Source organism: Rhizobium sp. LEGMi-198b, assembly GCF_054114205.1.
Window position 1 is genome coordinate 37,444 of sequence record NZ_JBSYVH010000012.1, and the last position, 21,646, is coordinate 59,089.

A 21,646-nucleotide genomic window follows, 5' to 3' on the forward strand; every position below is an offset into this window, starting at 1 on the left:
TCACCAATTTCGCGGTGATGTGCGCGGGCACACCCACCGGTCTAGGCCCTCGGGGCTCCAGACTTTTGAGCCCCCCTACCTGATGGGGTCGGCGCGCTCTTCGGCTTGCTTCTCGATGTCGTGATGATCAGGACAGAGAGCTTGCCAGTTGGTGCGATCCCAGAAGAGGATCGGGTTACCGCGATGCTTTCTAACGTGGTCAACGACCAGATGCATGCGGCGTGGGTTTGTCTGCAGGCTGCCATCCATGCGAAGGTGGCCGGCATTCAGGATGCCATTGGCCTCACAGCGCCGGCAGAACTGGTTCTCTGGTTGAGCCAGATAGTCGGCTCGCTCACACTGCCAACGGTAGGTCTTATACCACTTGCGCCATAGCCGTTGATCACGCTCCTGATCGTACTGACGTTCACGATCTTGCGCTGATGGCGAGCCGCGAAGGCGGAAGGACTTCGGCTTGCTTGCCATACCCTTGATACAATAAAGGCGACCAATCGGCCGCCCTCTCGGTAAGTCATAGCTTGCGCACTGGCCTTGAATCGGTGCCTCGTCTGAGGCGTTCAAGGCGGGGTCTGCCCGGCTACCGACCTGAGAGTTTCCTCTCTTTGCCTCGCGTCCTGCCGAGGCATTCAGGGCTGTCGCCCAAGGGTGCACTGAGATCGCAGATCATCCCGTTGGGCCGATTTGTACTCACAACTTTTCGAGATTCGCAAGTGGAATGTCGACCTGTCCCGTTTTGCCAAATAGGCGATATTCCACCTTGCAACGCTTTTCTCTGCCCTTGAGCCGCTTGACCACGACAGCCTCAAATCCGGCGAATGGACCGAGCTTGATGCGCACCTTGTCACGCGCCTTTATCGATGCGTTCTTGGCTTCCTGCTCGATGCGCTTGCGCTCCCGCTCGTCCTCATGCTCCTGCATAACCTCGTTGAACTTGCATATGGATTCATCCGACACTCGATATGGTCGCGCCCACCCACCGACGATGCCGGTCACGTTCTGAATGCCGAGCAAACCACGAAAAGCCTCGTTGGAAGGAACGCAGCGAACCAGCGCGAAATCGGGTAGCCAGAGCTTGCCCGGCAAGATCCATTCCCGGCCTCGACGGATGACTTTCTGCTCCGGCTCGCGCAGCAGCAGGCATTCTACGCCATCCTTCTCCAAGGCATTTTCCACAGATGTTTCCCGGCTGGACAGGACAGTCAGGCAATACCAGCCAGCAAGATCGGGGTTCTCGTCAGCGATTCGCTTACTGGCCGCGACGATCTCGCGAATGCGGATACGATGCAGCGCTATGGCATTGTCCTGCTTATGGTCGGCAAATTGACGGATCTCGATCGGTGCGCCTGAAATGCCGTTCCGCTTATGCTGCATCGTCATTGCCCGCCTCGCTGATCGTGGAAATGAATGTCACCAGGGCATCTTCGACGGCTTGGCTCAGATCGTCAGCACCCTCGTCGACCGCCGGAAACCAGACGTACTCATGGGGATGCTCGATGAAGGGCCACCCATGGCGTTCGTGGAGGTCGGCCCACGCCGCGAACAAGGCGCTGTCGCTCTTCACCTGACGAAACTCGGCGACAGATGGAAGCAACGCCAGCGAAGTGACGAACGGCTCCTTGCGGCGCGCTAGGTCGCGCATCGTGGTCACGAGCGGCCAACCATGCTCAAGGCGCTTGCTGTGCGTCACCGTCTCTCTGCTGGCTCTCCCTGCAGCGATCTCTCGTTCATCGAACGTGGTGAAGATGACCCGGCCTGACGGCTCTTTCGACAGCGCTGCCAAGCGCGTTCCGATCCACAGCTTTCCGCACACCTTGGCAATGCCTCGTGTCGGCGCAGCCGTCAGCTCTTCCGGCATGTCGCGCCAACCCCTATTTTTCAGGAAGACAGATGCGGCCGGGATCTCGTCGGCCTTGGCCCATCGCAGATAGAGCGGCGTCCGCTCGATGCATTCGGCGCGCTCATCGTCGCTCATGGCGAACCAAGCGTTACGGGCGTATCCGACCTCGCCCTTTTTCCAAGTGGCGTACCAGAGCGTGAAATCGCGTTCGATCTTCTTCCGATCAGACCGTTTCAAACCCTCTTCCGCGCCAGCGCTCGCTTGGTGGGAGTCAGTATTTGGTAGATCTAAGTTATTACTAGGTGCCGATTTTGCCGGCGACGGTGAAACCGGCGCCGGCATTGCCGTCGCCGGCAAATCCGTCTGCGGTAAAAATGCAACACTTTCCGCTTCGCCGGAAATGGTGGCATCAACTCCGGCGCTCGGTTCATCGAAAATGACCAAGACTGACGACCCGAATTTGCCGTCATCGCGCGTCTGCTCGCGCTCCGCATAGCCGAATTCGACCAGCTCCGCGATCATCTTACGGGCCTTATCGCGTCCGCAATTGCCTTTCTTAATGATGTCGCCGATGACGACGGTCCAATTATCCGGCTTGGATAGCAGGTAGCTCAGCAGCCACCGCGCCTCCATCGACAATCGGGAATCCTCAAATACGTGGTTCGGAATGGCCGCGTAGCGGGCGTTTCGGACGCCGCGACGGATTGTTGCTTCTTGGCTCACGTCTGCTGTGCCCCCAAGTTCCGCGGCAGGAGGCCGCAAGCGATTCTGTCCATGCGAGCGCGTGCGACCTCGATCCCGATCAGATCGGACGGGCCGCCATCGTCGCGGCGTGGAGTGCGAAGAAAGGAAAGCTCAGCGTCGAGATAGGCGACGCCGGCATGGAATTGGGCGAGCTGCAGGCGGCGGCGAATATAGCCTTCGTTCCGCAGCAGCTTGGACAGTGGCGCTCGTATCAGCCAGCGCGCGCGCTGCTGATCGGTAGCAGCGTCGTCAAGGTCTTCGACATCGGGGCGGAAGACAATCATTGCTCTGCGCCCTCTCCAAAGAGGGAGGCTATTTGACCGTACCGTGCTCGATCGACCTTAGGAGCTTCGTCAACTAAAAGTCGCGTTTGCCGCGATTCATCGAAAATCCTTTGGCAAGCGAGATCGAAGTACTCCTCATCAATTTCTATGCCGATAAACGGAACGCCGGCAATCACGCAAGCAACGCCGGTTGTGCCAGAACCCATGAATGGGTCGAGAACGACGCCTTCTTCTGGAAGATGTGTTAGCGACCACAGCATTAGTTTTAGCGGCTTCTGTGTCGGATGAACTGCGCCATCGCCAGCTAGTACAGCGCGATTTATAGTTGTTACCCGGAGAGCTTTTTGAATGTTTGTGTAAGCGAGTTCGCCGTCCGATTGATCGATGCGCTGCCCTTTGTCCCAAAACAACCAACCCATCGAAGGGTGCAGAAATTGAGGAAAATAATTCGCGCCCCAAATGATTTGATAAGTGCTTATTCGCTCAATTGTTCTGAACACTTCCTCTGGCGGAGCAGAGCTGTCCCATCCCTTGAAGTCGTATCCTTTATGGCCGCCATGCCTAGACGTGCTTTGCTTTTTTCCGTCCCGCTTTATGCCGTACGGTGGATCTGTGACGACACTTTTGACGGCACCAAGGGTCGGCATGATCTTGCAGCAATCACCGAGAAAGAGCGTGCAATTTCCAATGACTTCTTTGCGCTTGTAGGGGAAATCACTCACGCTGCCTCGCCTTCCGGCGTGCCCGCCTGGTTGCCCCAGAAATCCCACTTGCCGTTGAGCCTGATATCGCCGGGCTGCAGGCTCTCTTTGCGCTGGAAAAGCTCCAACTTGCGCATGTCGGGTAAAAGCCGCTCGATCTCCTCGGCGAACCAGGCCGGCTTGCGGCTGTGCTCCGTCTTCGGCTCGCTGTAGAGGCTTTCCGGCTTCGGCGTGTAAAGGTCGATGCCGGGGAAATTGCCACGCTTGCAGATCAGCAGGTGTTCGGTGCGGTCGCGCACCCAGCGGCCCATGCCGATGTTCACCTTGTCCCAAGTGATGGCGCTTACATAGGCGAAACCCCATGCTTCGACGATGCGAATGGCGTCGCGCCAGCGATTTGTGGTGGTCCAGAAATACAGGATGGCATCCTGCGTGAAGGGGCTGCGATCGCGCGCGCACAGCGCCATCAGCTCGTCAACCGTCATGGAGGGATAGGGCAGGCCCTTGTCTTGGCCGGTTTCGTCGCTCCATGCCTCCTGCTGCCAGGGCACATCGCAATAGCCGACCGCGAAGGCCGCGCGCGGCATCTCGCCCGCCACATGCTTGCCCTGCGCGGCAATGTGATTGATGACGGCGGTACGGATCATGCGGGAATGCTGCAGCTTTGCAGTGCGGTTTTCCTTCGCATCCACCGCCTTGCGCTTTTCCTCATCGAGCGCGGCCTCGACATAGAGAACCTGCTTGTCCTGCGGGACCTGCTTCAAGCGGTCGAGGAATTTGCCATTATTCAGGCGCGTGCCGCGTACCCTATGCAACGCCATATCGACGATCTTTTCGCCGCGCGAGGCATCTCGTTGAACGGTTCGCTTGTCTTGCCCGGTCGCTTCGGCGGTTGCGACTGCGAATGCCTTCGGCCTATCCGCATCTTTCAAAACGACATCTTGTCGTTTTGATCGACGGTCGCCGCCTTGCGCCGTCTCCGGATATTTTTCGAGATAGATTTCCTTCCGCCGTGCCGTAAACAATGCCCGATCAGCAACCGTCAGCTCGGCGCGGCAAAGGTTCTCGTCGATCTCCCAAAGTTCGCGGTCGAGATCGTCGAATGCCTCGTGGAAGCACAGCACCTTTTCCCAACCGAGCTGCTTTGCTGTTTCCAGCCTATGCAGCCCGGCCGAAAGCTTGACGCGCCCGTCGCTTTCCTGCCCCTGCACGGTGATCGGCGTCTTCTGGCCGATTTCGAGGAAAGACGGCTTCAGCGCATCGACCTTTACCTGATCCGCCATCCGCAAGCGCGTGCCAATCTCGATGGTGCTGATATCGCGCCAGATCGCCATGCGGCCATCGGCGGGAACCACTGCGACATCGACGGCCGGCGTGGAAGGGCGATATTTCTTCGCCGCCTTGTCGGTCGGATACCAGAGGTCCGCGTCCTTGCCGTCTCGGCGAAGCATACCCTTGACGTTGAGCTGAATGCAGGTCTTGCGCTCGCTGTAATTGGCGCTGCGCACCTGGCCGTCGCGCATGGCGGCATCCATGACCGCCGCGACGCGCTGCTGTACGGTTTCCGCCGTGTTCATTGCGCCGCCCTCCGCTCATAGCGGACGATCCCGCGAAGGATCGTTTCCGGCTTTCGGCCCTTCACGATGCGCGCGGCGATCTCGCAGGGGGCATAGACGAAGGCCGCCCCGGCGATGGCTTGCCGGAGCGGCTTGGGCAGAGAGTCGAAAGCGCGCATGGTTTCGACTGGCGATGGTCGGATGTATTCCATTATTCGCACCTCAGCAGCCGGTCGAGATAAGCCCCACCCTTCAAGGTCAGCGTCACGGCATTCGGTGCGCAGGGTGCGCGGCGGGCGTATGCGCCATGGATTGCCGCGGCGGCGCCGCGAGCGTCCCTGTCTCCAGAAAGCGGATAGGGTTTGCCGGTGCGGTGCTGATGGACGCGGACGCGATAGAGCAGCGTGCGACCGTCGCGGCCGACGCCCGGTTCAGTGACGCGGTTCATTCGCCGTCCCCCTCTTCGATCTTGGCGAGAACCTGTTCGATCGCGCGAAGAGCCTCCCGGCCCTCGGCGACGATGCGCTTGCGCTCCAGCGCGTCGATCCGGTTGTCGAGGAGTGCGTCGAGAATGGCCTTGGTCAGGTCCATGCTTTCGGAAAGCACCTTATGCGCGTCCATTTCGGTGACCGGACCGCGCACCGCACCGCCGTCGTCGGCAACCAGCCGATAGCCGAGAACGCGGGCCATGGCCGACACGATGCGCGGGCTTTTCGCCCGGCGATCCGCCTCGATTGCAACGTCGCAGGGAATGACGGTGTCTTTGAATTCGTCGTTGAACGACGCGTATTTTGACAGCGTCGAAATGCCGACGCGGGTAAATTCAGGAAAGTCCGAAACGCCGCCGCCGAGGACATAAGACCCCTCGGTCGCCGACTTGATACTGCGGACTTCCATCTCGGAAATTGTGCGCACGAAAACACTCCTCGGAAAATCAAGGAAACAAAAACGGGAAAGGATTCAGTGATCGGCGCGCTTGGCTGCCGTATTCATTGGGCCGTCAACAGATCACGGAGGCCCGCATGCGAAACGCACTGCAAGAAAAAGACCGCCGAGGCTTAGGGGTCCGCTGCCTCGGCCGCAGTTGGTGTAGCCGCATAGCCGGCTGCACTGGGGGAACAGCGCATGGAAGCCCGTCATTTTGCGTTTTCCTCTTTATCGCCGAACACGTCAGGTCGAAGCTCGTGACGGGAGATACCAGTGGCCTTTTCGACATCGAGGACGCGACCGACCGGCACCTGCTTCCATTGTGAGACGGCCTGGGAGGAAACCTTACCTACGGCCCTCGCCAGGGCAGTTGGGCCGCCAGCCAATAGCTTTGCTTTCAGACACGCGTCGATCATGCGCAGATTGAAAGCATAACTTTCAATTATTTGCAAGCATATCTGTCGATGAAAGGTGCGCTTTCATGCTGCATATTCACCCCATGAGCGACGTGTCCAAAGAAAATGCCATGATTGGCGAACGTATCCGGTACCTTCGGGATGAGGTGCTCGAGATCTCGCAAGAAGAATTTGCGCGGCGACTTACCGGAGTGACGCGCGGTGCAATTGGCAATTGGGAACTTGGGAAAGGTATAAAGCGGGAAAATTTACAGCGAATCACCGCGACATTTGGAGCATCGTTTGATTGGCTAGCGACAGGCAAAGGCCGCGCTCCGATCAAAGGGCTTGACTGGCGCGATCCGGCTGAACCTGATCACTCTTCCGCAGAAGAGGTCATGACGTTTGGTACGATTACGGGTGGACGAAATATACCCCCCGGTCATTCAGCCCAAATTGACGTTACGGGCGGCATGGGTGCGGGCGGCCTTACAACGACTGTTGACAGTGTGCAAAGCCAATCCGGACTTACATTTGCCGCCGATCACGTGCGAGATCACTGGCGCCTGCCCGGAGAGGTTCTCTCTGCTTTATCACTTAAGGCCGAAAGCATCGCTATTATTCCTGTTCAAGGGGATTCTATGCTTCCGACCCTCAACGAGGGCGACTACGTTTTTGTGGATACACGCCACCGATTTCCGTCGCCAGACGGCATATACGCCATATCCGATTCATTCGGGGGCATCGTTGTGAAGCGTCTCGAAGTTGTTTCCGAACCGGGCGATGAAGAGCCCAAAGTGAGCGTTATCTCCGATAACCACGAGCGCCATGCCGCGCGTATCTGGCGCCTTGAGGATATGAACATAATCGGGCGCGTCGTTCGCAGATTTGGAGTTGTCCGCTAAACTTGCCTATATCATCCGGAGCATAATATGCTGAACGGGTCGTGGGAACAGAACCAATTCCCAATAGCTGATAGCCCGGTCTGCTCCACATTCAGGTCCGGCAAAGAAAGCGAGCCAAAGAATACTTGGCAATCCCGTATCATTTCAGCGAGCGCCCACTCGCCATCGGGAATACCTTGTTGGATGAGAATTTCCCGGCATCGGTCTATCCCGCGCACGACACTGCGAGCCGCATTGATAGGCTGCGCCTCTCTTTCTTGCGCGCTCTTTATGATTGCGTCCCTGCTGCTGAAGAAGATTTTGACTAAATCCTGAAAGGCAGGAGTCGAGTTTTGGATCGCTTGCCGCATCTCATCTGCGGAACGAGCCCTAAACGTCGCCCAAAAAAGATTTAGTCTAAGGGAATCGACCCCGAACGCGATCCGTGCTGCATCGGGGTATGAGGATAAGGCGGCGGCAACTTCCTTTCCAACAAAGCCTAAAGTTGTCTCAGTAAGATCGGTTGAAAGCTGGTCAGCATGCGTCCGGCCGGCAGCCAGGTACGCGGCAGATACAGCCCCTATGAGTAAATCTCGCCGATGCACGCTATCCTCCCTTAAACGCGGCCAATATTGCTTTTCTCATCGGACTTCCTCCAACTCGGAAGGCAATGAGAAACGCAATCACAGCCAAGAAGAAGAATCCAAACTGAACTAAGACATCAATTCGACTCACGCCCTGGATCTCCAGTTTCAAGTCCTCAAGGCTCTTGCGAATGTCATAAAGGATCGCTGCTTTTGCCAGGTAGCTAAATATCAGCGAGAAACTGGAGCAAAATAGAGAGGCATATAGCCAATAGTGAGCGCGCTTGTAAGCATCGCTTCGTGACCGACTATCTAAGATGCTCGCGAGAACGACGACGTTCAAAACGACCATAGGTATTCCGAGAACCCATAGGTCATTTGCTTGCGATAGCGCTACGTCTGCCCATTTTAAGAAGGCATCTTTTTGCATGTCCGCTCCGAGCGCCATGCTAGTTTGAGCTGGGTCTTGCATCTGCGTCGCTCGACAGCCGTTGTATGGATGCTTGGATTATGCGCGCCCTGCTTGTGCCATCCACCTCAGCTTTTCGCTTAGCGGCGTACCAACTTCGCTGTAATGGGATGAAAGCATAACTTTCCGTTTGCACAATATTGAAAGTTATGCTTTCAATTCTGCGTCCGGTGATCTCCTCCCATCCCGGATACCGAAGCCCGCCGTCGCTCTCCTCCTGCCCAGCGACGGCGGCGCGGTCTCGGAGGTCAGCAACAGGAGTAGATTATGCGAACAGCCGCTTACAATCCCGTCCGTGCCCGCAACATTGCGCAGGAAATGGCCGACTATGCCCGCGAGCGCGGCGAGGGCCTGACGAAGGCCGACTATCTGGGCCTCGGCTATACCGAAGAGCAGATCATTCGCCATGCGCACGACGCGTCTGTCCTCTACGCGCAGTCAGTTCAGCGCGTCGCCGCCTGATCCGATCCGCTTGGGCGACCCGCCACGTCTCACCCCTGGCGTCGGCGGTTTCCCAAACGGATCGGAGAGCACCCATGCCGGACTATTGGACCCCATACATTTCGCGACCGCGTCGCCGCCGCCGTTCCTGGCATTGGCGGCTGATCGTCACCTTCTGCGTCGTCATCTGGTCGGCCAGCATCTGGCTCGGCGTTCAGAGCATCGCCAAGACCTGGCACGCCGCGTCGTCGATCGGCCGCGTCGTCGTTTGGGCGGACAGGTGAAATTGGATTCTATCCGCCACAGGAGGGCGTTTGATGCGAAACATTTCCACATATGAGGTCGAGCGCCTTTATCGCGCAGTCGCTGATGGCGAGCCGCGCCGCGAAGTGCTGCAGTTGATCTACGACATGTTCAGCGGCATCCATCATCAGCTTCGCCCCCCCGTCGACGAGATGCGCCTTGCCGACCGTTGCCAGACGGGAAAGCGCACCCATGGCTAAGCAGCAAGCCTATTTCCGCGTCCATCGCAGCCAGCTCCTGCCGGCACTTGACGCCGTATTCGAGGCTGTCGACAAGCGCGCGAAGATCCCGATCCTCGGCAATGTCCTCCTGCGGCCTGAAGGCGAAAACATCAGCCTGCGCGCGACTGATCTCGACATCGAGATCGAGGCTGGCTGCGAGCTGCTGGATGTGGCTGACAATGCCGATGACTTCACGATCAAGGGCACGGATCTGCGCGACATCGTGCGCAACCTGCCCGAGTCGGCGGAGATCGAATTCCTGCCTGGCGCCTATAACGGCCAGGTGCGCATCCGCTCCGGCAAATCAAGCTTCTCGATTTTCACGCTGCCTGCCAGCGACTTCCCATCCATGGCCTCAAACATCAAGGGCAAGACTTTCGAGATCGCCATGCCAGAGGTAACCGCCGCCTTCGGCAAGGTTGCCCATGCCGTCCAAACCAAGGATATCGGCCGGCCGTGGATGACAGGCATTCACATGCACCCAATGCAGGGTGAGCGGATCGGCTTTGCCGCGCTCGATGGCGTCGGCCTTGCTGCCGTGCAGATCCGTACGGAACGGTTGCTCGACTTCCCCGGTATCATCATTCCGCTGAAGACAGCGCAGTCGATCCGCAAGCTGTTCGACGAGATCAAGGAGCCGGCGCACATCGAGGTTGCCGAAAACCTGATCCGCATCCGGTGCAACGGAATCACCCTTCTTTCGACGCTGATCGAGGGTGAATTTCCGAAACATTACCTCACTGCCGCGCCGGCCGACTACGAGCGCGAAATCTTCGTCACCGTCGCATCTTTGAAGGCTGCTGTTGCCCGCGTCTGCCTTGTCGCCACCGAGGCGGGCAAGGATGGAATCAAGCTCACCCTTGAGCGCGACCTGATGCGCGTCGAGCTGGCCAGTAAGGAAGGCGAGTCGGCGGTTGACTACGTGCCCATCCAGTATGAAGGCGAAACGGGCTTTTCCATCGGTCTCAACAACGAAGCCCTGCGCGGCATTCTCGGCACCATCGACACGCAAGACGCCATCGTCCGCTTTGGCGGCTCTCTGCCGAATGCTGTATTTTACCCCTCGGTTGGGAGTGGCGAACTCTACGTCATCTCGCCGATGATGGCGCGAGGTGCCGAGTGATGGCTCAAGTATCCATGCCTGCCATTGAGAAGAGTGCCGTCATCTCCGATTGCAAGCTCTACCGCTACGAGCTGCGTCGCCGTTGGGACGCGGCGCTATATTCATTGCCGGTCTGCATGCTCAATCCGTCAACCGCGGATCACGAGAAAGACGATCCGACCATCCGCGAGCTGACGCACTTCGCGAAGCTATGGGGCTATGGCGGATTGTACATCGTCAATCTATGGGCCTTTCGCTCTTCCAGCCCCGCCGAAATGATGGCTTCCGCCGATCCGAAGGGGCCGGGAAACAAGCGCTATATCGAGCAGGCATTCGGCTATGCTCGCCATTTCAATACGCCCATGCTGGCCGCCTGGGGCAATGACGGTGCATTCCAAGCGCGCGGCCTCTGGTTCTGCGAAAAGGCAGCCCATCACTTCGTCGACCTGGTTTGCCTCGGCCTGACCCAGAACGGCCAGCCGAAGCACCCGATGTCACGCGGCAAGAATCGCATCCCGCGCGACCAGCAGCCGATCATGTGGCGCAAGGTCGTCGATGCAACGATGAAGCGGGCTGGCTGATGACAGAGCGATCCAAAGACCCGAAGGTGATCAATCCTGTTCTTCGCCTTCCCGCCGCCCAGCGCCTTGCAGCGCTTCCTGATGACGTTCGGGCGGAAGTTGCAGCAATCTTCAAAGAGCTTTCTGCGGATGCTCGCGAGCGGGCGCAATCCAGTTGGAAGCGCAACAAGGGTCCGATGGCTGCCTACTGGAAGGCGGTCGGCGCCTACGCCACACACATCTACCGGGTGGTGCGCTGATGGATCTTCAAACCGCCCTCAAGCTGCTTCCGGATGCGCGCGAAATCGCGGGCCTCGCCAGCGAGGAGTTCTCGGAGGCCTACAATACCAAGTCCGGTCGCTCCGAGATCTGCGTCGTCGACCGCATGACGGGTGAGGTGCAGCCGATCGCGCTGCTGACGATCGACTGCTCCTATGATGATCGCCGGATGATGAAAGAGGCGCCGCAGCTCGTGCGCGCGCTTCTGGTGATCATCGACGAGGCCTTCGCCAAGATCCGCCGTCTTGAGCCGCCAGAGGCCCGCCAAAAGCGACAGGAGAGGCACAGGGAGGCGAGCAAGGACTACGCGGCTGAGTGCGCCATGAAGTGCAACGACCGCCTGTTCCGCCGCTTCCTCGTCGAGCGCTACGAAGTTCCCGATGTCGCCGACAATGAGCGCATCGCCGTCTCCGTCCGCAATATCCTGCGGATCAAATCCCGCGCCGAACTGAACACCGATCCCGCCGCCGCTCAGCGCTGGGTTGATTTCCGTGGTGCGTTCGAAGCTTGGAGAACCCACGGATGAGCCGACGCGACCGCATCCGTGCACGCATCATGGCACGCGTCAAAATCGATCCGGTGACAGGCTGCTGGATATGGACCGGCCCGACATCCGGATCGAGCGGTCGCGGCAAGGACTACCCGCGTATGTCCCTCAATGGCCGCACCGTCGCCGTCCACATTGTCATGTGGACGAACGAGCACGGCTATATCCCTGGTAACCGCGAGCTGGACCACAAGTGCCGCAACCGCCTCTGTGTGCGGCATGACGAAGGCCATCTTGAACTGGTCAGCCACAGCAAAAACATTAAGCGCCAGTGGAAGGCGCGCAGGGAAGCGATGATCGGCCACGATGGCGGGCCGCCGCTTCTCTGTGAGGAGCTGTAACAATGCAAACGCAACGCACCGATGTTCTCCCCGCATCTCTCCCACCGGTCGGCATCAATCGTGAACAAGCCGCCGCTCTGATTGGCGTCGGTACCAGCCTCTTTGATAAGGCGGTTGAGATCGGGACCATGCCAAAGCCTCGCATGATCGGTGAGCGCCTGGTCTACGACGTGGCCGAACTGATCGACGCTTTCCGGAAACTTCCCCATAAGGGCGGCGAGCAAGATCCGCTTGACGCAACTTTCGTTGCAGGCAATGCTTTCGACAATGCCAAAAAAGCTCGACGATAAACTGCCAAAGGGCGTGAGCCTCGATCGCGATTGGCGTTCGCGAGAAGCGCGCTACTATTTTCGCGCGCCCGGCAAAAGTAAAGTACGTCTGCGTGAAACGCCGGGCACCGAGGCGTTTGACAGAGAGGTGGCCTGCGCTCGTCTCGGTGTTCCTTATGAGCCTCCCGGTGCAGAAGCGAAGCCGCAGCCTACCTTGAACCGCAAGCATGCCGTTGGCACGGTCGATTGGCTGTTGGAGCAATACAAGCGGCGCATCAAAGGCAAGATCAACGATACGCTACTGGCGCGACGATCCACCATCCTTGAAGACGTCTGCGACTACAAATTCGGCGAAACCCGGTGCGGCGAGCTGCCCTACAAGGACATGCTGCGCCGCCATGTGCTGGACATGCGCGATGGGCTGCGCGACACGCCGGGCGCGCAGAATGAAATCGTACGTGCCATATCGGCAATGTTTTCGTGGGCGCTGGAAAACGATATCGAGGGCGTGCAAAGCAACCCCGCATCCAAGATCAAGCTGCTCTATTCGGGCGATGGCTTCCACACATGGACGGTCGACGAGGTTCGCCAATATGAGGCGGCGCACCCGGCCGGCAGTAAGGCGCGGCTCATGCTTCACCTGGCCCTCTATACCGGCCTACGCCTGAACAATCTCGCCATTCTTGGCCGCCAGCATATTCGCGATGGTGTGCTGACCATCCGGCCGGAAAAAACGAAGAAGACAAGTAACGTGACAGTCGAAATCCCGGTACTTGCGGAGCTGCAAAAGACCATCGACGAAAGCCCGCTTGGGAATATGACATTCCTTGTCAACGAGTTTGGCAAGCCTTTCACCACGAAGGGCTTGGGGAACAAGATGCGCGATTGGTGCAACGCCGCGCAGTTATTTCACTGCTCAACCCATGGCCTACGCAAAGCTGGCGCGACGATCGCAGCGGAAAACGGTGCGACCGACGAAGAGCTCATGGCGATTTTCGGCTGGACAACGAAAAACCAGACTACGCGCTACACCAAAAAGGCTCGGCGCAAGAAGATTGCTGCAGGCGCCATTTCCAAATTGCTTCCTAAATGAAGAGATCATGACAAATATCGTTTATGTTGATTTCGCCAAGCGCACCAAAGGTCTGTATTCCGACAAGTTGGCGCTGCATTTCCCTCCTTTATATAGGATTCTATCCTCAGCAACCGCGGACGAACTCCAAGCCATTGGTATGATGGACGTCTCCCCATTTAGCGAATGCGTCGACTACACGATTAATGACAATATAGACGTGTTTGGCGAATATAGGCGCGATATCGTTCGCGGCGTTGACGCGAACTTTCCCCGATCCTTGGTTATTCGCCATCACGCCGGCAAGCATTCGGCGTTGGATTATTTGCACGGTGCAGAAGATGGAGGAGCCAGAGCAAACGACATTGTCGTGCAGACGGACGAAGGCTTCTTCACTCTGATTGAGATCCCCACCAGGAGCTCGTTCGGCGGCCCCATGGTATTTTACGGCGGTTGGTATGAGACAAACAACATTATTGGCCAAGATTACTGGGAGATCGCAATCGATCATAATGGCGAAGAGAAGGTCAATACGTCACTCGCTAGCTATGAAGACGATTGATGCTTGAGAACAAACGCGGCTCATTTTTGTCCCACACATTTCAGGGTGGCTAAATGTGGGGCAAAAACTTGATAATTCTGAAGCAAAATCAATGACAGGGTTTGTGAGTGGTGCCCCATGCCGGAGTCGAACCAGCACTTCTTTCGAAACTCGATTTTGAGTCGAGCGCGTCTACCAATTCCGCCAATGGGGCAACGGATCGCAACGAGGCGGGTGTCTAACATGTGATTGGCCGGACGCGCAAGACGGGTTGCGAAGGAATGCGTCTTGTTTTCCGGGACTTGTCATTCGACCCATGGCGGCCCATGGCGGCGGCGGTCGCCATGGGCCGTTTGTCTTTCAGGGGGCTGGCCTCAATGCGCCATTGCCGGGGCCTTGTCCGTCGAGGTGGAGCGGCTGATCGTCAGCGCCAGGATTGCGGCAAGCACGCAGAAGGCGCCGGCGATGAAGAAGGCGGGCAGGTAGGTGCTGAGTTCGGTGCGCGACAGGCCGGCGCCATAGGCCGCCGTGGCGGCGCCGAGCTGGTGGGCGGCGAAGACCCAGCCGAAGACGAGGCCGGCTTTTTCGCGGCCGAAGCGGTCGGCGGCGATCTTGACGGTCGGCGGCACGGTGGCGATCCAGTCGAGGCCGTAGAAGACGGCGAAGATCGACAGGCCGTAGAAGGTGAAATTGCTGAAAGGCAGGTAGACCAGCGACAGGCCGCGCAAGCCATAATACCAGAAGAGCAGCCAGCGATTGTCGAAGCGGTCGGAGAGCCAGCCGGAGCCGATCGTGCCGAAGAAATCGAAGATGCCCATGACGGCGAGCACGCTGGCGGCGGCTACCGGGACGATGCCGAAATCGCCGCAGAGCGTCACGAAATGCGTCTGGATCAGGCCGTTAGTCGAAAGACCGCAGATGAAGAAGGTGGCGGCGAGAATCCAGAAGGTGGAGCTGGTGGACACTTCCTTCAGGATGAGGAGGGGAGAGGCCAGGGCTGCCTTGAGGTTCTTGGTGGCGGGCGGCGTCGGCGAGACATGGATTTCACCGACGAGCGGCAGATTGACGTCGGCCGGCCGGTCGCGCATCAGCAACAGCACGACCAAGGCGGCGACAACGATCATGCCGCAGACGAAGAGCACGGTGGTGCGCCAGCCATAGCGTTCCGTCAGCTCCGCCATCAGTGGCAGGAAAACGAGCTGGCCGGTGGCCGAGCTTGCCGAGAGCATGCCGACGACGAGGCCGCGATGCTTGGTGAACCAGCGCGTCGACACCGTGGCGGCGAGCACCATGGCGGTGAGGCCGGTGCCGAAGCCGATGATGATGCCCCAGCAGAGCAGCAACTGCCAGACCTGCGTCATAAACAGCGAGCCGATGAAGCCGACGCAGATGGTGATCAGCGCGAAGACGATGACCTTGCGGACGCCGAAATGATTCATGAAGGCGGCGGCGAAGGGACCCATGAGGCCGAAGAGCACGAGGCGAACGGCAAGCGCGGAGGAGATGGACGAGGTGCTCCAGCCGAACTCGTCTTCCAGCGGCTTGATGAGCACGCCGGGCGCGCCCATGGCGCCGGCGGTGACGAGCATGGTGAGGAAAGTGGCGCCGACGACGACCCATCCATAGTGAATGTTGCGCCGGGCAAGCGTCGAAGCAAGGACTGTGGAGACCATGAGGAGCGTTCCGATAAAGTTGCGTGTCTTGCCATCAGGATCGGGAGGGCTGCAAAGGCGCTCGATCGCGGACGGCCAAGGGTGCCGTAGCCACGTTTAGCGCCCTGCCGTTCTCCCGGCTTGAACGTTTGTGTAAAGGCATTTAGATGATTGCGATCATATTTGTTGCGTATTGATGATGGTCGTCATATAAATTGTCAATACAGAATTATTGATGCTCTGATGGAGTTTTTTGATGAGAGTGAGCCGGGAGAAATTCGCGGAGAATCGCGAGAAGATCCTTGCCGTCGCAGGGGAGCTTTTCCGCGAGAAGGGTTTTGACGGCATCGGCGTCGCCGACATCATGAAAGCGGCCGGGCTGACGCATGGCGGCTTTTACGGCCATTTCGAATCGAAGGACGAGCTGGCTTGCGAAGCCAGCAAGGCGCTGGTGGCGCGTGCGCAGGAGCGTTGGCAAGGGGTGGTCGAGGGGGCGTCGGAGGCGCCGCGCGACGCGCTGCTCGCGCATTATCTCTCGCATCGCAATGTCGTTGAGCATGGCACCGGCTGCGTCTTCGCGGCGCTGACGCAGGAGGTCAGCCGCTATGGTCCCGAAATGCAGTCCACCTTCACCAACGGCCTGATGGGAATGGCGGCAATCCTCGAAGAGATTACGCCCGGAGAAACGCAGGAGGAGCGGCGGCGCAAGGCGCTTGCCGATCTCTCCACCATGGTCGGCGCGGTCATCCTCGCCCGCGCCATGGATACGCCTGCGCTTTCCGAGGAGCTTCTGGCTGCAACCCGGCAGGAGCTTGCTTCGCGCTGAGGCGGCTGCTTCGATCAGCCACGGAAGGCGAGCAGGCCCTGGGATTCGACGATCTCCGTGATCTTGCCGTCGGGAGCCACTTCCAGCAGCTCGGCGCGCAAAGCAGCCTCGAAATCGGCAAGCTTGTCGCCAAGCGCCTGCGGCGAGGTGGAAGACATCGAGAAGACGCGGCCGACAATATCCTCGATATCCCTCTGATATTGGTTGACGATGCCGATGCGCTCGAGGTTGCAAAAGGGCGAGGCAAGCAGCATGGCCTCATGCGGCGCCCAGGCCTTGCTCTTGCGCAATAGACGCTCTTGATGGCGCTCCGGCGCAAAAGTTTCCGTCAGCTTGTCGACAATGCTGCGCCAATCCGGGGTCGCCAGCACTTGTCGATCGTGGAACAGCACGACCGCGCCGCCGGGCTCGATCAGCCTGTCGAGGGCCGTGAGCGTCGCCTGGCGATCCATCCAGTGGAAGGAGCGGCCCATGATGCAGAGATGCAGCTTGCCGATATCCGGCCCGAGATCATAGGAGGAACCCTGGCGCACGGTGATCTCGACGCCGGCGCTGCTGGCGCCCTCTTCGGCGGCGGCGAGCATTTCCGGTTCCGGGTCCATGGCAGTCACGGTCGCGCCCTCTAGCCGCGCAAAGGCGATGCCGAGCTGGCCGGGGCCGCAGCCGAGGTCCAGCACATGATCGCCAGCCTTCAGGCCGCTGCGCTCGGCGACGCGGGCGATAAGCGTATCCGGATAGGGGATGCGATAGCGCAGGTAATAGGCCGCGGTGGACTGGAAGCGCCGCGCGTTGAAAGGGGCTGTGATCATGGATTGTCATCCTCGGGGCTAAGGAACCTTGACCTGTTAAGCCTCAACGGCGACCGACTAGTGAAGTAACTTTTGCGCGATTTCCCGCAGGCTCGAAAGCTTCGGCATTGTCTGCGACGCAACGCCACAGCGAAGGGCGGAACAGGGGTGCCAACTGCCGCCCAAACTACCCTTGGCGGCCAGAGCGGCGCTCGCAAATTGCCGCCTACGATTTTACCGCGAGTTTTACAGTAACGTACTTACACATTCGCGATCTTTGTGCCTCGATCGAGCTTCCGCGGTGCATCTCAGCACCGCGCGATATTGGTTCAACGTTCGACGGGAGACACATAACATGGCTTACGACGACCGCGAGAAATCATCATCCATCGACCTCAACAGCATCACGCGACGCAATCTGCTGATCGGATCGACAGCGCTTGCCGCCGGTGCAGCCACGGTGGCGAACATGGTCGGTTCCACAACGGCCAACGCCCAGACGACGACGCCCTCAAACAACCAGACGGCAGCATCCTCCGACAAGAAGCCGAACATCCTGGTGATCTTTGGCGATGACATCGGTGTTCCGCAGATCAGTGCCTATACGATGGGGCTCATGGGCTACCGCACGCCCAATATCGATCGGATCGCTGCCGAAGGGGCGATTTTTACGGATTCCTACGGTCAACAGAGTTGCACCGCCGGACGCGCCTCATTCATTCTTGGCCAGGAACCTTTCCGCACCGGCCTGCTGACAATCGGCATGCCCGGCGATCCGCATGGCATTCAGGATTGGATGCCGACCATTGCCGATGTCTTGAAAACCCAGGGCTACGCGACGGGTCAGTTTGGCAAGAACCATCTCGGCGACCATGACGAACATTTGCCGACCAATCACGGTTTCGACGAGTTTTTCGGAAACCTTTATCACCTCAATGCCGAGGAAGAACCCGAGGGTTACTTCTATCCGAAGGATCCGGAGTTTCGGAAGAGATTCGGCCCGCGCGGTGTCATTCACTCAAAGGCCGACGGCAAGATCGAAGACACAGGTCCGCTCACGATAAAACGCATGGAAACAATCGACGCAGAGTTCCTTTCCGCAGCAAAGGACTTCATCGATCGCCAGCATAAGGCCAATACGCCCTTCTTCGTCTGGTTCAACTCGACCCGGATGCATGTTTTCACCCACCTCAAGAAGGAATCGCTGGGTAAGACCGGCAAAGGTATCCATGCGGATGGCATGGTCGAGCATGACGGCATGGTCGGCGAACTGCTCAAGCAGCTCGACGATCTCGGCATCGCCGACAATACCATCGTGCTCTACACGACCGATAACGGCGCAGAGATCGCTTTGTGGCCGGATGGTGCCATGACCTCGTTCCACGGCGAGAAGGGCACGACATGGGAAGGCGGTTTCCGTATTCCCATGATGGTGCGCTGGCCAGGCGTCGTGAAGCCTGGGACGCAGATCAACGACATCGTCACGCTGATGGACTGGATGCCCACTTTGACCGCGGCAGCGGGCGTTCCCGATATCAAGGAAAAGATGAAGACCGGATTCTCCGCTGGGGCGAAGAACTTCAAGGTTCATCTCGACGGCTACGACCTGACGTCCCTCCTGAAAGGCGAGTCGGAAAAGACGCCGAGGGATACGGTCTACTATTTCGACCAGGGCGGAAATCTCAACGCCATCAGGTGGAATGATTGGAAGCTGAGTTTTGCGGTGGCGCACGGGAATATTGCAACCGGGGTGCGCGAGACGCCGGCCTGGGCCCTGATCGCCAATCTGCGGATGGATCCCTACGAACGAGGGCTAGAGGAAGGAGGCGGAGCGATCGAATTTCTGGCGCGAAACATCTGGCTGCTTGTGCCGATCCAGGGGAAGATCAAGGAGTTCTTCGCCGATTTCGATCAGTTCCCCTCTCAATCCGGCAGTTCGCTCAATGCGGGAGAGATCAACTATGCAATGTTGCGCCAGCAGGCGGCTATGAAACGGCTCAGTGAACTGGAAAGCTTGATGCCGCAATAAAGCTGACTGTCATTCCCAGTCCCGCCATTAGGTCAGGCGTGCAGTAACGGAACGCGCGCCTGACCCATTCGGGATGCTTATTTAAATCCCGCAACCGCATGCGGGATATAGGGCGATTCCAGTGCTTCGATCTCCTCCGGCGTCAGCTTGACCGACAGTGCAGCGACGGCGTCGGCGATATGGCCTGGCTTGGAGGCGCCGATGATCGGGGCGGTGACGGCGCTCTTCTGCATGATCCAGGCGGTGGCGACCTGGGCGCGGGCGATGCCCCGGGCCTTGGCGACGGCACCGACGGCTTCGACGACCTTACGATCGGCCTCGATCGCCTGTGTGTAGAGCGTCTTGCCGAATTCGTCGCTTTGCGTGCGCGCTGTCGCCTCGTCCCAGTCGCGGGTGAGACGTCCGCGGGCAAGCGGGCTCCAGGGAATGACCGCGATCTTCTGATCTTCGCAGAAGGGCAGCATTTCGCGCTCTTCCTCGCGATAGAGCAGGTTCACGTGGTTCTGCATGCTGACGAATTCGGTCCAGCCGTTGAGGCGCGAAGTGTAGATCGCCTTGGCGAATTGCCAGGAATACATGGAGGAGGCGCCGATATAGCGGGCCTTGCCGGCCTTGACGATATCGTGCAGCGCTTCCAGTGTTTCCTCGATCGGCGTCGTATAGTCCCAGCGGTGGATCTGGTAGAGATCGACATAGTCGGTGCCAAGGCGGCGCAGGCTGTTGTCAATCTCATCGAAAATCGCCTTGCGTGACAGGCCGGCGCCATTCGGGCCGGGACGCATGCGGTTGAATACCTTCGTTGCCAGAACGATATCCTCGCGGCGCGCAAAATCCTTGATGGCGCGGCCGACGATCTCCTCCGACGAGCCGTTGGAATAGGTGTTCGCCGTATCGAGGAAGTTGATGCCGGCCTCGATCGCCTGCTTGAGCAGCGGGCGGCTGTCCTCTTCCTTCAGCGACCAGGCATGCGTGCCCTTGCCGGGATCGCCATAGGTCATGCAGCCCAGGCAGATGCGGGACACTTCTAGGCCGGTTTTGCCAAGCTTTACGAATTCCATCAATAGTCTCCATCCTGTTTTGGATATTCGATAGGTTCCGCTCATGGGAGTGCAAGCGGATGAGCATCAAAACGCAGACTAGCAGAGCGAGTGGTCGCCGATTAATTCAATAATTTGCGATTGATTTAGAAGTCACGGGAAGACTCGATCCTAGCCCAGGCTGGGGATTGTCATATCCTGTCAATTCAAATGCATTTACTGGTTGTGTAACGATGGCGGTCCGATCAGTTCGAGGCTTCCCATGCGCTTTTTCCGCTTCTTCCGAGACCGCCGTCCGCTTGCCGTCATTATCATTGGTCTACTTCTGGGACCTGCCGTTGTCATGGCCTATCTCGGCAGGGGGCGTATAGCGATATCCTATCTGCTTTTGACCAATCTTGTTGGTGCTCTGGCGGTGCTTGCCATGCCTCAGCTTGCATTGGTTACGGTTGCCGGTTTGGTAGCGGTTCCCTTTAATTTGATCGGCTGCATTCATGGCTATTGGCTGATGCGACGAGGAGCTGTTGCCTGGCAGCATCGCTGGTTCTCGCGTTGGTATAATATAGCCTTGCTTTTCTGGCTTTTACCCCTCGTCGTTGCGTTCACCATTCGCACATTCATTATCCAACCGTTTTCGATCCCCTCCGGCTCGATGATGCCTACGCTGATGCCCGGCAGCTATGCTTTCGTGACGAAGTTTAATTATGGCTACGGTCGCTACTCCTTCTCGTTTCGGCCCAATTGGGTGCCGCCGAAATTGTTCGGGTCCAAGCCGCAGCGCGGAGATGTTGTCATGCTGGTGCCTCCCACAACGCCAAATGTGGACTACGCGAAGCGTGTCATCGGGTTACCCGGTGACCGCGTCCAGATGAAAAACGGCATTGTTTTCATCAATGGACAGTCCGTACCGCGCGATGCCGAAGGTACTATCGTGTCACACTATAGTTTAGACCCTGGCGAATTCCCCGTTTTCGGCGAAGTATTGGACAATGGGGTTCGCTACCAGACCTTGGACGAATTGCCAAACTCGCGAGGCGACAACACGCGCGAGTACTCGGTGCCCGAGGGTTACTACTTCGTCTTGGGTGACAATCGCGACAATTCCAATGATAGCCGTTTCGATGTCGGCTTTGTGCCGGAGGCGAATATATACGGTAAGTTCTGGCTAGTGTTTCGCCCCGAGGGAGGATGGTCCTTCGTGCACTAGATACTTGCGGCCAGAGAGGGCGAGTAGCCGCAACTTAAATGTTTCCTTGA

The 21,646-nt window shown here is 58.5% G+C and carries 30 protein-coding genes and 1 tRNA gene; 15 read left to right on the plus strand and 16 right to left on the minus strand.

From position 1 onward, the window contains the following. Positions 1 to 75 precede the first annotated feature (75 nt). The 10 genes from ACXHXG_RS30480 to ACXHXG_RS30525 all read right to left on the minus strand — a co-directional run bounded on the left by ACXHXG_RS30480 (position 76) and on the right by ACXHXG_RS30525 (position 6,465). A complete protein-coding gene (locus tag ACXHXG_RS30480) occupies positions 76 to 465 on the minus strand; it encodes an HNH endonuclease (protein WP_457901704.1) in 390 nt (129 codons plus the stop codon). A gap of 222 nt (positions 466 to 687) precedes the next feature. Beyond that, complete coding sequence (gene nusG / locus ACXHXG_RS30485) at positions 688 to 1,377, minus strand: transcription termination/antitermination protein NusG (protein ID WP_457901705.1); 690 nt, start codon at positions 1,375 to 1,377, stop codon at positions 688 to 690. Further along, on the minus strand, positions 1,361 to 2,560 hold the full coding sequence (locus ACXHXG_RS30490) for a helix-turn-helix domain-containing protein (protein ID WP_457901741.1): 1,200 nt from the start codon (positions 2,558 to 2,560) through the stop codon (positions 1,361 to 1,363). The genes nusG and ACXHXG_RS30490 overlap by 17 nt, the downstream gene beginning before the upstream one ends. Continuing rightward, a complete protein-coding gene (locus ACXHXG_RS30495) occupies positions 2,557 to 2,865 on the minus strand; it encodes a hypothetical protein (RefSeq protein WP_457901706.1) in 309 nt (102 codons plus the stop codon). The genes ACXHXG_RS30490 and ACXHXG_RS30495 overlap by 4 nt, the downstream gene beginning before the upstream one ends. Beyond that, positions 2,862 to 3,587 (minus strand): DNA methyltransferase, encoded by a 726-nt coding sequence (locus ACXHXG_RS30500; RefSeq protein WP_457901707.1) that lies wholly within the window; start codon positions 3,585 to 3,587, stop codon positions 2,862 to 2,864. The genes ACXHXG_RS30495 and ACXHXG_RS30500 overlap by 4 nt, the downstream gene beginning before the upstream one ends. Next, positions 3,584 to 5,143 carry an MT-A70 family methyltransferase gene (locus ACXHXG_RS30505; RefSeq protein WP_457901708.1) on the minus strand — a complete coding sequence of 520 codons (1,560 nt, stop codon included), beginning with the start codon at positions 5,141 to 5,143 and terminating at the stop codon, positions 3,584 to 3,586. Before ACXHXG_RS30505 ends, ACXHXG_RS30500 begins: the two co-directional genes overlap by 4 nt. After that, positions 5,140 to 5,334 (minus strand): hypothetical protein, encoded by a 195-nt coding sequence (locus ACXHXG_RS30510; RefSeq protein WP_457901709.1) that lies wholly within the window; start codon positions 5,332 to 5,334, stop codon positions 5,140 to 5,142. Before ACXHXG_RS30510 ends, ACXHXG_RS30505 begins: the two co-directional genes overlap by 4 nt. Continuing rightward, positions 5,334 to 5,570 carry a hypothetical protein gene (locus ACXHXG_RS30515; protein WP_457901710.1) on the minus strand — a complete coding sequence of 79 codons (237 nt, stop codon included), beginning with the start codon at positions 5,568 to 5,570 and terminating at the stop codon, positions 5,334 to 5,336. The genes ACXHXG_RS30510 and ACXHXG_RS30515 overlap by 1 nt, the downstream gene beginning before the upstream one ends. Continuing rightward, on the minus strand, positions 5,567 to 6,037 hold the full coding sequence (locus ACXHXG_RS30520; protein ID WP_457901711.1) for a phage regulatory CII family protein: 471 nt from the start codon (positions 6,035 to 6,037) through the stop codon (positions 5,567 to 5,569). Before ACXHXG_RS30520 ends, ACXHXG_RS30515 begins: the two co-directional genes overlap by 4 nt. A gap of 221 nt (positions 6,038 to 6,258) precedes the next feature. Further along, positions 6,259 to 6,465, minus strand: a complete 207-nt coding sequence (locus ACXHXG_RS30525; protein ID WP_457901742.1) for a transcriptional regulator — start codon at positions 6,463 to 6,465, stop codon at positions 6,259 to 6,261. Positions 6,466 to 6,530: 65 nt separating this feature from the next. Between ACXHXG_RS30525 and ACXHXG_RS30530 the strand changes: the two genes are divergently transcribed. Beyond that, positions 6,531 to 7,349: a LexA family transcriptional regulator gene (locus ACXHXG_RS30530; protein WP_457901712.1), complete on the plus strand. Its 819-nt coding sequence runs from the start codon at positions 6,531 to 6,533 to the stop codon at positions 7,347 to 7,349. Between the two features lie 11 nt (positions 7,350 to 7,360). Here the strand turns inward: ACXHXG_RS30530 and ACXHXG_RS30535 are convergent, their stop codons facing one another. Then, positions 7,361 to 7,933 (minus strand): hypothetical protein, encoded by a 573-nt coding sequence (locus ACXHXG_RS30535; RefSeq protein WP_457901713.1) that lies wholly within the window; start codon positions 7,931 to 7,933, stop codon positions 7,361 to 7,363. Between the two features lies 1 nt (position 7,934). Continuing rightward, positions 7,935 to 8,342 (minus strand): hypothetical protein, encoded by a 408-nt coding sequence (locus ACXHXG_RS30540; RefSeq protein ID WP_457901714.1) that lies wholly within the window; start codon positions 8,340 to 8,342, stop codon positions 7,935 to 7,937. 306 nt (positions 8,343 to 8,648) lie between these two features. Here ACXHXG_RS30540 and ACXHXG_RS30545 point away from each other — a divergent pair, with 306 nt between their 5' ends. The 11 genes from ACXHXG_RS30545 to ACXHXG_RS30595 all read left to right on the plus strand — a co-directional run bounded on the left by ACXHXG_RS30545 (position 8,649) and on the right by ACXHXG_RS30595 (position 14,078). Then, positions 8,649 to 8,843 (plus strand): hypothetical protein, encoded by a 195-nt coding sequence (locus ACXHXG_RS30545; RefSeq protein ID WP_457901715.1) that lies wholly within the window; start codon positions 8,649 to 8,651, stop codon positions 8,841 to 8,843. A gap of 74 nt (positions 8,844 to 8,917) precedes the next feature. Next, positions 8,918 to 9,106 (plus strand): hypothetical protein, encoded by a 189-nt coding sequence (locus ACXHXG_RS30550; protein ID WP_457901716.1) that lies wholly within the window; start codon positions 8,918 to 8,920, stop codon positions 9,104 to 9,106. Between the two features lie 33 nt (positions 9,107 to 9,139). Continuing rightward, complete coding sequence (locus tag ACXHXG_RS30555; protein WP_457901717.1) at positions 9,140 to 9,325, plus strand: hypothetical protein; 186 nt, start codon at positions 9,140 to 9,142, stop codon at positions 9,323 to 9,325. After that, positions 9,318 to 10,469 (plus strand): DNA polymerase III subunit beta, encoded by a 1,152-nt coding sequence (gene dnaN, locus ACXHXG_RS30560; RefSeq protein ID WP_457901718.1) that lies wholly within the window; start codon positions 9,318 to 9,320, stop codon positions 10,467 to 10,469. The genes ACXHXG_RS30555 and dnaN overlap by 8 nt, the downstream gene beginning before the upstream one ends. Next, complete coding sequence (locus ACXHXG_RS30565) at positions 10,469 to 11,029, plus strand: DUF1643 domain-containing protein (protein WP_457901719.1); 561 nt, start codon at positions 10,469 to 10,471, stop codon at positions 11,027 to 11,029. Before dnaN ends, ACXHXG_RS30565 begins: the two co-directional genes overlap by 1 nt. After that, positions 11,029 to 11,268, plus strand: coding sequence for a hypothetical protein (locus ACXHXG_RS30570; protein WP_457901720.1), 240 nt, complete (start codon positions 11,029 to 11,031; stop codon positions 11,266 to 11,268). The genes ACXHXG_RS30565 and ACXHXG_RS30570 overlap by 1 nt, the downstream gene beginning before the upstream one ends. After that, the gene (locus tag ACXHXG_RS30575) at positions 11,268 to 11,813 is read left to right on the plus strand and encodes a hypothetical protein (RefSeq protein ID WP_457901721.1); all 546 of its coding nucleotides are present in this window, start codon (positions 11,268 to 11,270) and stop codon (positions 11,811 to 11,813) included. The genes ACXHXG_RS30570 and ACXHXG_RS30575 overlap by 1 nt, the downstream gene beginning before the upstream one ends. After that, positions 11,810 to 12,175, plus strand: coding sequence for an HNH endonuclease signature motif containing protein (locus ACXHXG_RS30580; RefSeq protein WP_457901722.1), 366 nt, complete (start codon positions 11,810 to 11,812; stop codon positions 12,173 to 12,175). The genes ACXHXG_RS30575 and ACXHXG_RS30580 overlap by 4 nt, the downstream gene beginning before the upstream one ends. Positions 12,176 to 12,177: 2 nt before the next feature. Continuing rightward, complete coding sequence (locus ACXHXG_RS30585) at positions 12,178 to 12,465, plus strand: helix-turn-helix transcriptional regulator (RefSeq protein WP_457901723.1); 288 nt, start codon at positions 12,178 to 12,180, stop codon at positions 12,463 to 12,465. Then, positions 12,407 to 13,537, plus strand: a complete 1,131-nt coding sequence (locus ACXHXG_RS30590) for a tyrosine-type recombinase/integrase (RefSeq protein ID WP_457901724.1) — start codon at positions 12,407 to 12,409, stop codon at positions 13,535 to 13,537. Before ACXHXG_RS30585 ends, ACXHXG_RS30590 begins: the two co-directional genes overlap by 59 nt. Positions 13,538 to 13,544: 7 nt before the next feature. After that, a complete protein-coding gene (locus ACXHXG_RS30595) occupies positions 13,545 to 14,078 on the plus strand; it encodes a hypothetical protein (protein WP_457901725.1) in 534 nt (177 codons plus the stop codon). 108 nt (positions 14,079 to 14,186) lie between these two features. On the opposite strand, the gene ACXHXG_RS30600 is transcribed toward ACXHXG_RS30595, so the two are convergent. Together ACXHXG_RS30600 and ACXHXG_RS30605 are read right to left on the minus strand one after the other, a co-directional pair. After that, positions 14,187 to 14,271: transfer RNA gene (locus tag ACXHXG_RS30600), tRNA-Leu, on the minus strand. A gap of 160 nt (positions 14,272 to 14,431) precedes the next feature. Next, on the minus strand, positions 14,432 to 15,730 hold the full coding sequence (locus tag ACXHXG_RS30605) for an MFS transporter (protein WP_104824503.1): 1,299 nt from the start codon (positions 15,728 to 15,730) through the stop codon (positions 14,432 to 14,434). Between the two features lie 235 nt (positions 15,731 to 15,965). Between ACXHXG_RS30605 and ACXHXG_RS30610 the strand changes: the two genes are divergently transcribed. After that, positions 15,966 to 16,535, plus strand: a complete 570-nt coding sequence (locus ACXHXG_RS30610; RefSeq protein ID WP_283047655.1) for a TetR/AcrR family transcriptional regulator — start codon at positions 15,966 to 15,968, stop codon at positions 16,533 to 16,535. Between the two features lie 14 nt (positions 16,536 to 16,549). On the opposite strand, the gene ACXHXG_RS30615 is transcribed toward ACXHXG_RS30610, so the two are convergent. After that, entirely contained in the window at positions 16,550 to 17,344 is a 795-nt protein-coding gene (locus tag ACXHXG_RS30615) for a class I SAM-dependent methyltransferase (protein ID WP_457901726.1), read from the minus strand. A 334-nt stretch (positions 17,345 to 17,678) separates the two neighbouring features. Here ACXHXG_RS30615 and ACXHXG_RS30620 point away from each other — a divergent pair, with 334 nt between their 5' ends. Then, positions 17,679 to 19,352 carry an arylsulfatase gene (locus tag ACXHXG_RS30620; protein WP_457901727.1) on the plus strand — a complete coding sequence of 558 codons (1,674 nt, stop codon included), beginning with the start codon at positions 17,679 to 17,681 and terminating at the stop codon, positions 19,350 to 19,352. A 77-nt stretch (positions 19,353 to 19,429) separates the two neighbouring features. Here the strand turns inward: ACXHXG_RS30620 and ACXHXG_RS30625 are convergent, their stop codons facing one another. Continuing rightward, on the minus strand, positions 19,430 to 20,410 hold the full coding sequence (locus ACXHXG_RS30625; RefSeq protein WP_457901728.1) for an aldo/keto reductase: 981 nt from the start codon (positions 20,408 to 20,410) through the stop codon (positions 19,430 to 19,432). Positions 20,411 to 20,651: 241 nt separating this feature from the next. Between ACXHXG_RS30625 and lepB the strand changes: the two genes are divergently transcribed. After that, positions 20,652 to 21,596, plus strand: coding sequence for a signal peptidase I (gene lepB / locus ACXHXG_RS30630; protein ID WP_104824498.1), 945 nt, complete (start codon positions 20,652 to 20,654; stop codon positions 21,594 to 21,596). Positions 21,597 to 21,646: the final 50 nt, after the last annotated feature.

Excerpts from the sequence above, each read along its gene's own strand:
- ACXHXG_RS30505 (WP_457901708.1), bottom strand. The coding sequence starts at position 5,143 with ATGAACACGGCGGAAACCGTACAGCAGCGCGTCGCGGCGGTCATGGAT.
- ACXHXG_RS30625 (WP_457901728.1), bottom strand. The coding sequence starts at position 20,410 with ATGGAATTCGTAAAGCTTGGCAAAACCGGCCTAGAAGTGTCCCGCATC.
- ACXHXG_RS30545 (WP_457901715.1), top strand. The coding sequence starts at position 8,649 with ATGCGAACAGCCGCTTACAATCCCGTCCGTGCCCGCAACATTGCGCAG.
- ACXHXG_RS30565 (WP_457901719.1), top strand. The coding sequence starts at position 10,469 with ATGGCTCAAGTATCCATGCCTGCCATTGAGAAGAGTGCCGTCATCTCC.
- dnaN (WP_457901718.1), top strand. The coding sequence starts at position 9,318 with ATGGCTAAGCAGCAAGCCTATTTCCGCGTCCATCGCAGCCAGCTCCTG.
- ACXHXG_RS30525 (WP_457901742.1), bottom strand. The coding sequence starts at position 6,465 with ATGATCGACGCGTGTCTGAAAGCAAAGCTATTGGCTGGCGGCCCAACT.
- ACXHXG_RS30530 (WP_457901712.1), top strand. The coding sequence starts at position 6,531 with ATGCTGCATATTCACCCCATGAGCGACGTGTCCAAAGAAAATGCCATG.
- lepB (WP_104824498.1), top strand. The coding sequence starts at position 20,652 with ATGCGCTTTTTCCGCTTCTTCCGAGACCGCCGTCCGCTTGCCGTCATT.
- ACXHXG_RS30615 (WP_457901726.1), bottom strand. The coding sequence starts at position 17,344 with ATGATCACAGCCCCTTTCAACGCGCGGCGCTTCCAGTCCACCGCGGCC.
- ACXHXG_RS30540 (WP_457901714.1), bottom strand. The coding sequence starts at position 8,342 with ATGCAAAAAGATGCCTTCTTAAAATGGGCAGACGTAGCGCTATCGCAA.
- ACXHXG_RS30510 (WP_457901709.1), bottom strand. The coding sequence starts at position 5,334 with ATGGAATACATCCGACCATCGCCAGTCGAAACCATGCGCGCTTTCGAC.
- nusG (WP_457901705.1), bottom strand. The coding sequence starts at position 1,377 with ATGACGATGCAGCATAAGCGGAACGGCATTTCAGGCGCACCGATCGAG.
- ACXHXG_RS30555 (WP_457901717.1), top strand. The coding sequence starts at position 9,140 with ATGCGAAACATTTCCACATATGAGGTCGAGCGCCTTTATCGCGCAGTC.
- ACXHXG_RS30575 (WP_457901721.1), top strand. The coding sequence starts at position 11,268 with ATGGATCTTCAAACCGCCCTCAAGCTGCTTCCGGATGCGCGCGAAATC.
- ACXHXG_RS30480 (WP_457901704.1), bottom strand. The coding sequence starts at position 465 with ATGGCAAGCAAGCCGAAGTCCTTCCGCCTTCGCGGCTCGCCATCAGCG.
- ACXHXG_RS30550 (WP_457901716.1), top strand. The coding sequence starts at position 8,918 with ATGCCGGACTATTGGACCCCATACATTTCGCGACCGCGTCGCCGCCGC.
- ACXHXG_RS30605 (WP_104824503.1), bottom strand. The coding sequence starts at position 15,730 with ATGGTCTCCACAGTCCTTGCTTCGACGCTTGCCCGGCGCAACATTCAC.
- ACXHXG_RS30610 (WP_283047655.1), top strand. The coding sequence starts at position 15,966 with ATGAGAGTGAGCCGGGAGAAATTCGCGGAGAATCGCGAGAAGATCCTT.
- ACXHXG_RS30595 (WP_457901725.1), top strand. The coding sequence starts at position 13,545 with ATGACAAATATCGTTTATGTTGATTTCGCCAAGCGCACCAAAGGTCTG.
- ACXHXG_RS30570 (WP_457901720.1), top strand. The coding sequence starts at position 11,029 with ATGACAGAGCGATCCAAAGACCCGAAGGTGATCAATCCTGTTCTTCGC.
- ACXHXG_RS30620 (WP_457901727.1), top strand. The coding sequence starts at position 17,679 with ATGGCTTACGACGACCGCGAGAAATCATCATCCATCGACCTCAACAGC.
- ACXHXG_RS30495 (WP_457901706.1), bottom strand. The coding sequence starts at position 2,865 with ATGATTGTCTTCCGCCCCGATGTCGAAGACCTTGACGACGCTGCTACC.
- ACXHXG_RS30585 (WP_457901723.1), top strand. The coding sequence starts at position 12,178 with ATGCAAACGCAACGCACCGATGTTCTCCCCGCATCTCTCCCACCGGTC.
- ACXHXG_RS30580 (WP_457901722.1), top strand. The coding sequence starts at position 11,810 with ATGAGCCGACGCGACCGCATCCGTGCACGCATCATGGCACGCGTCAAA.
- ACXHXG_RS30515 (WP_457901710.1), bottom strand. The coding sequence starts at position 5,570 with ATGAACCGCGTCACTGAACCGGGCGTCGGCCGCGACGGTCGCACGCTG.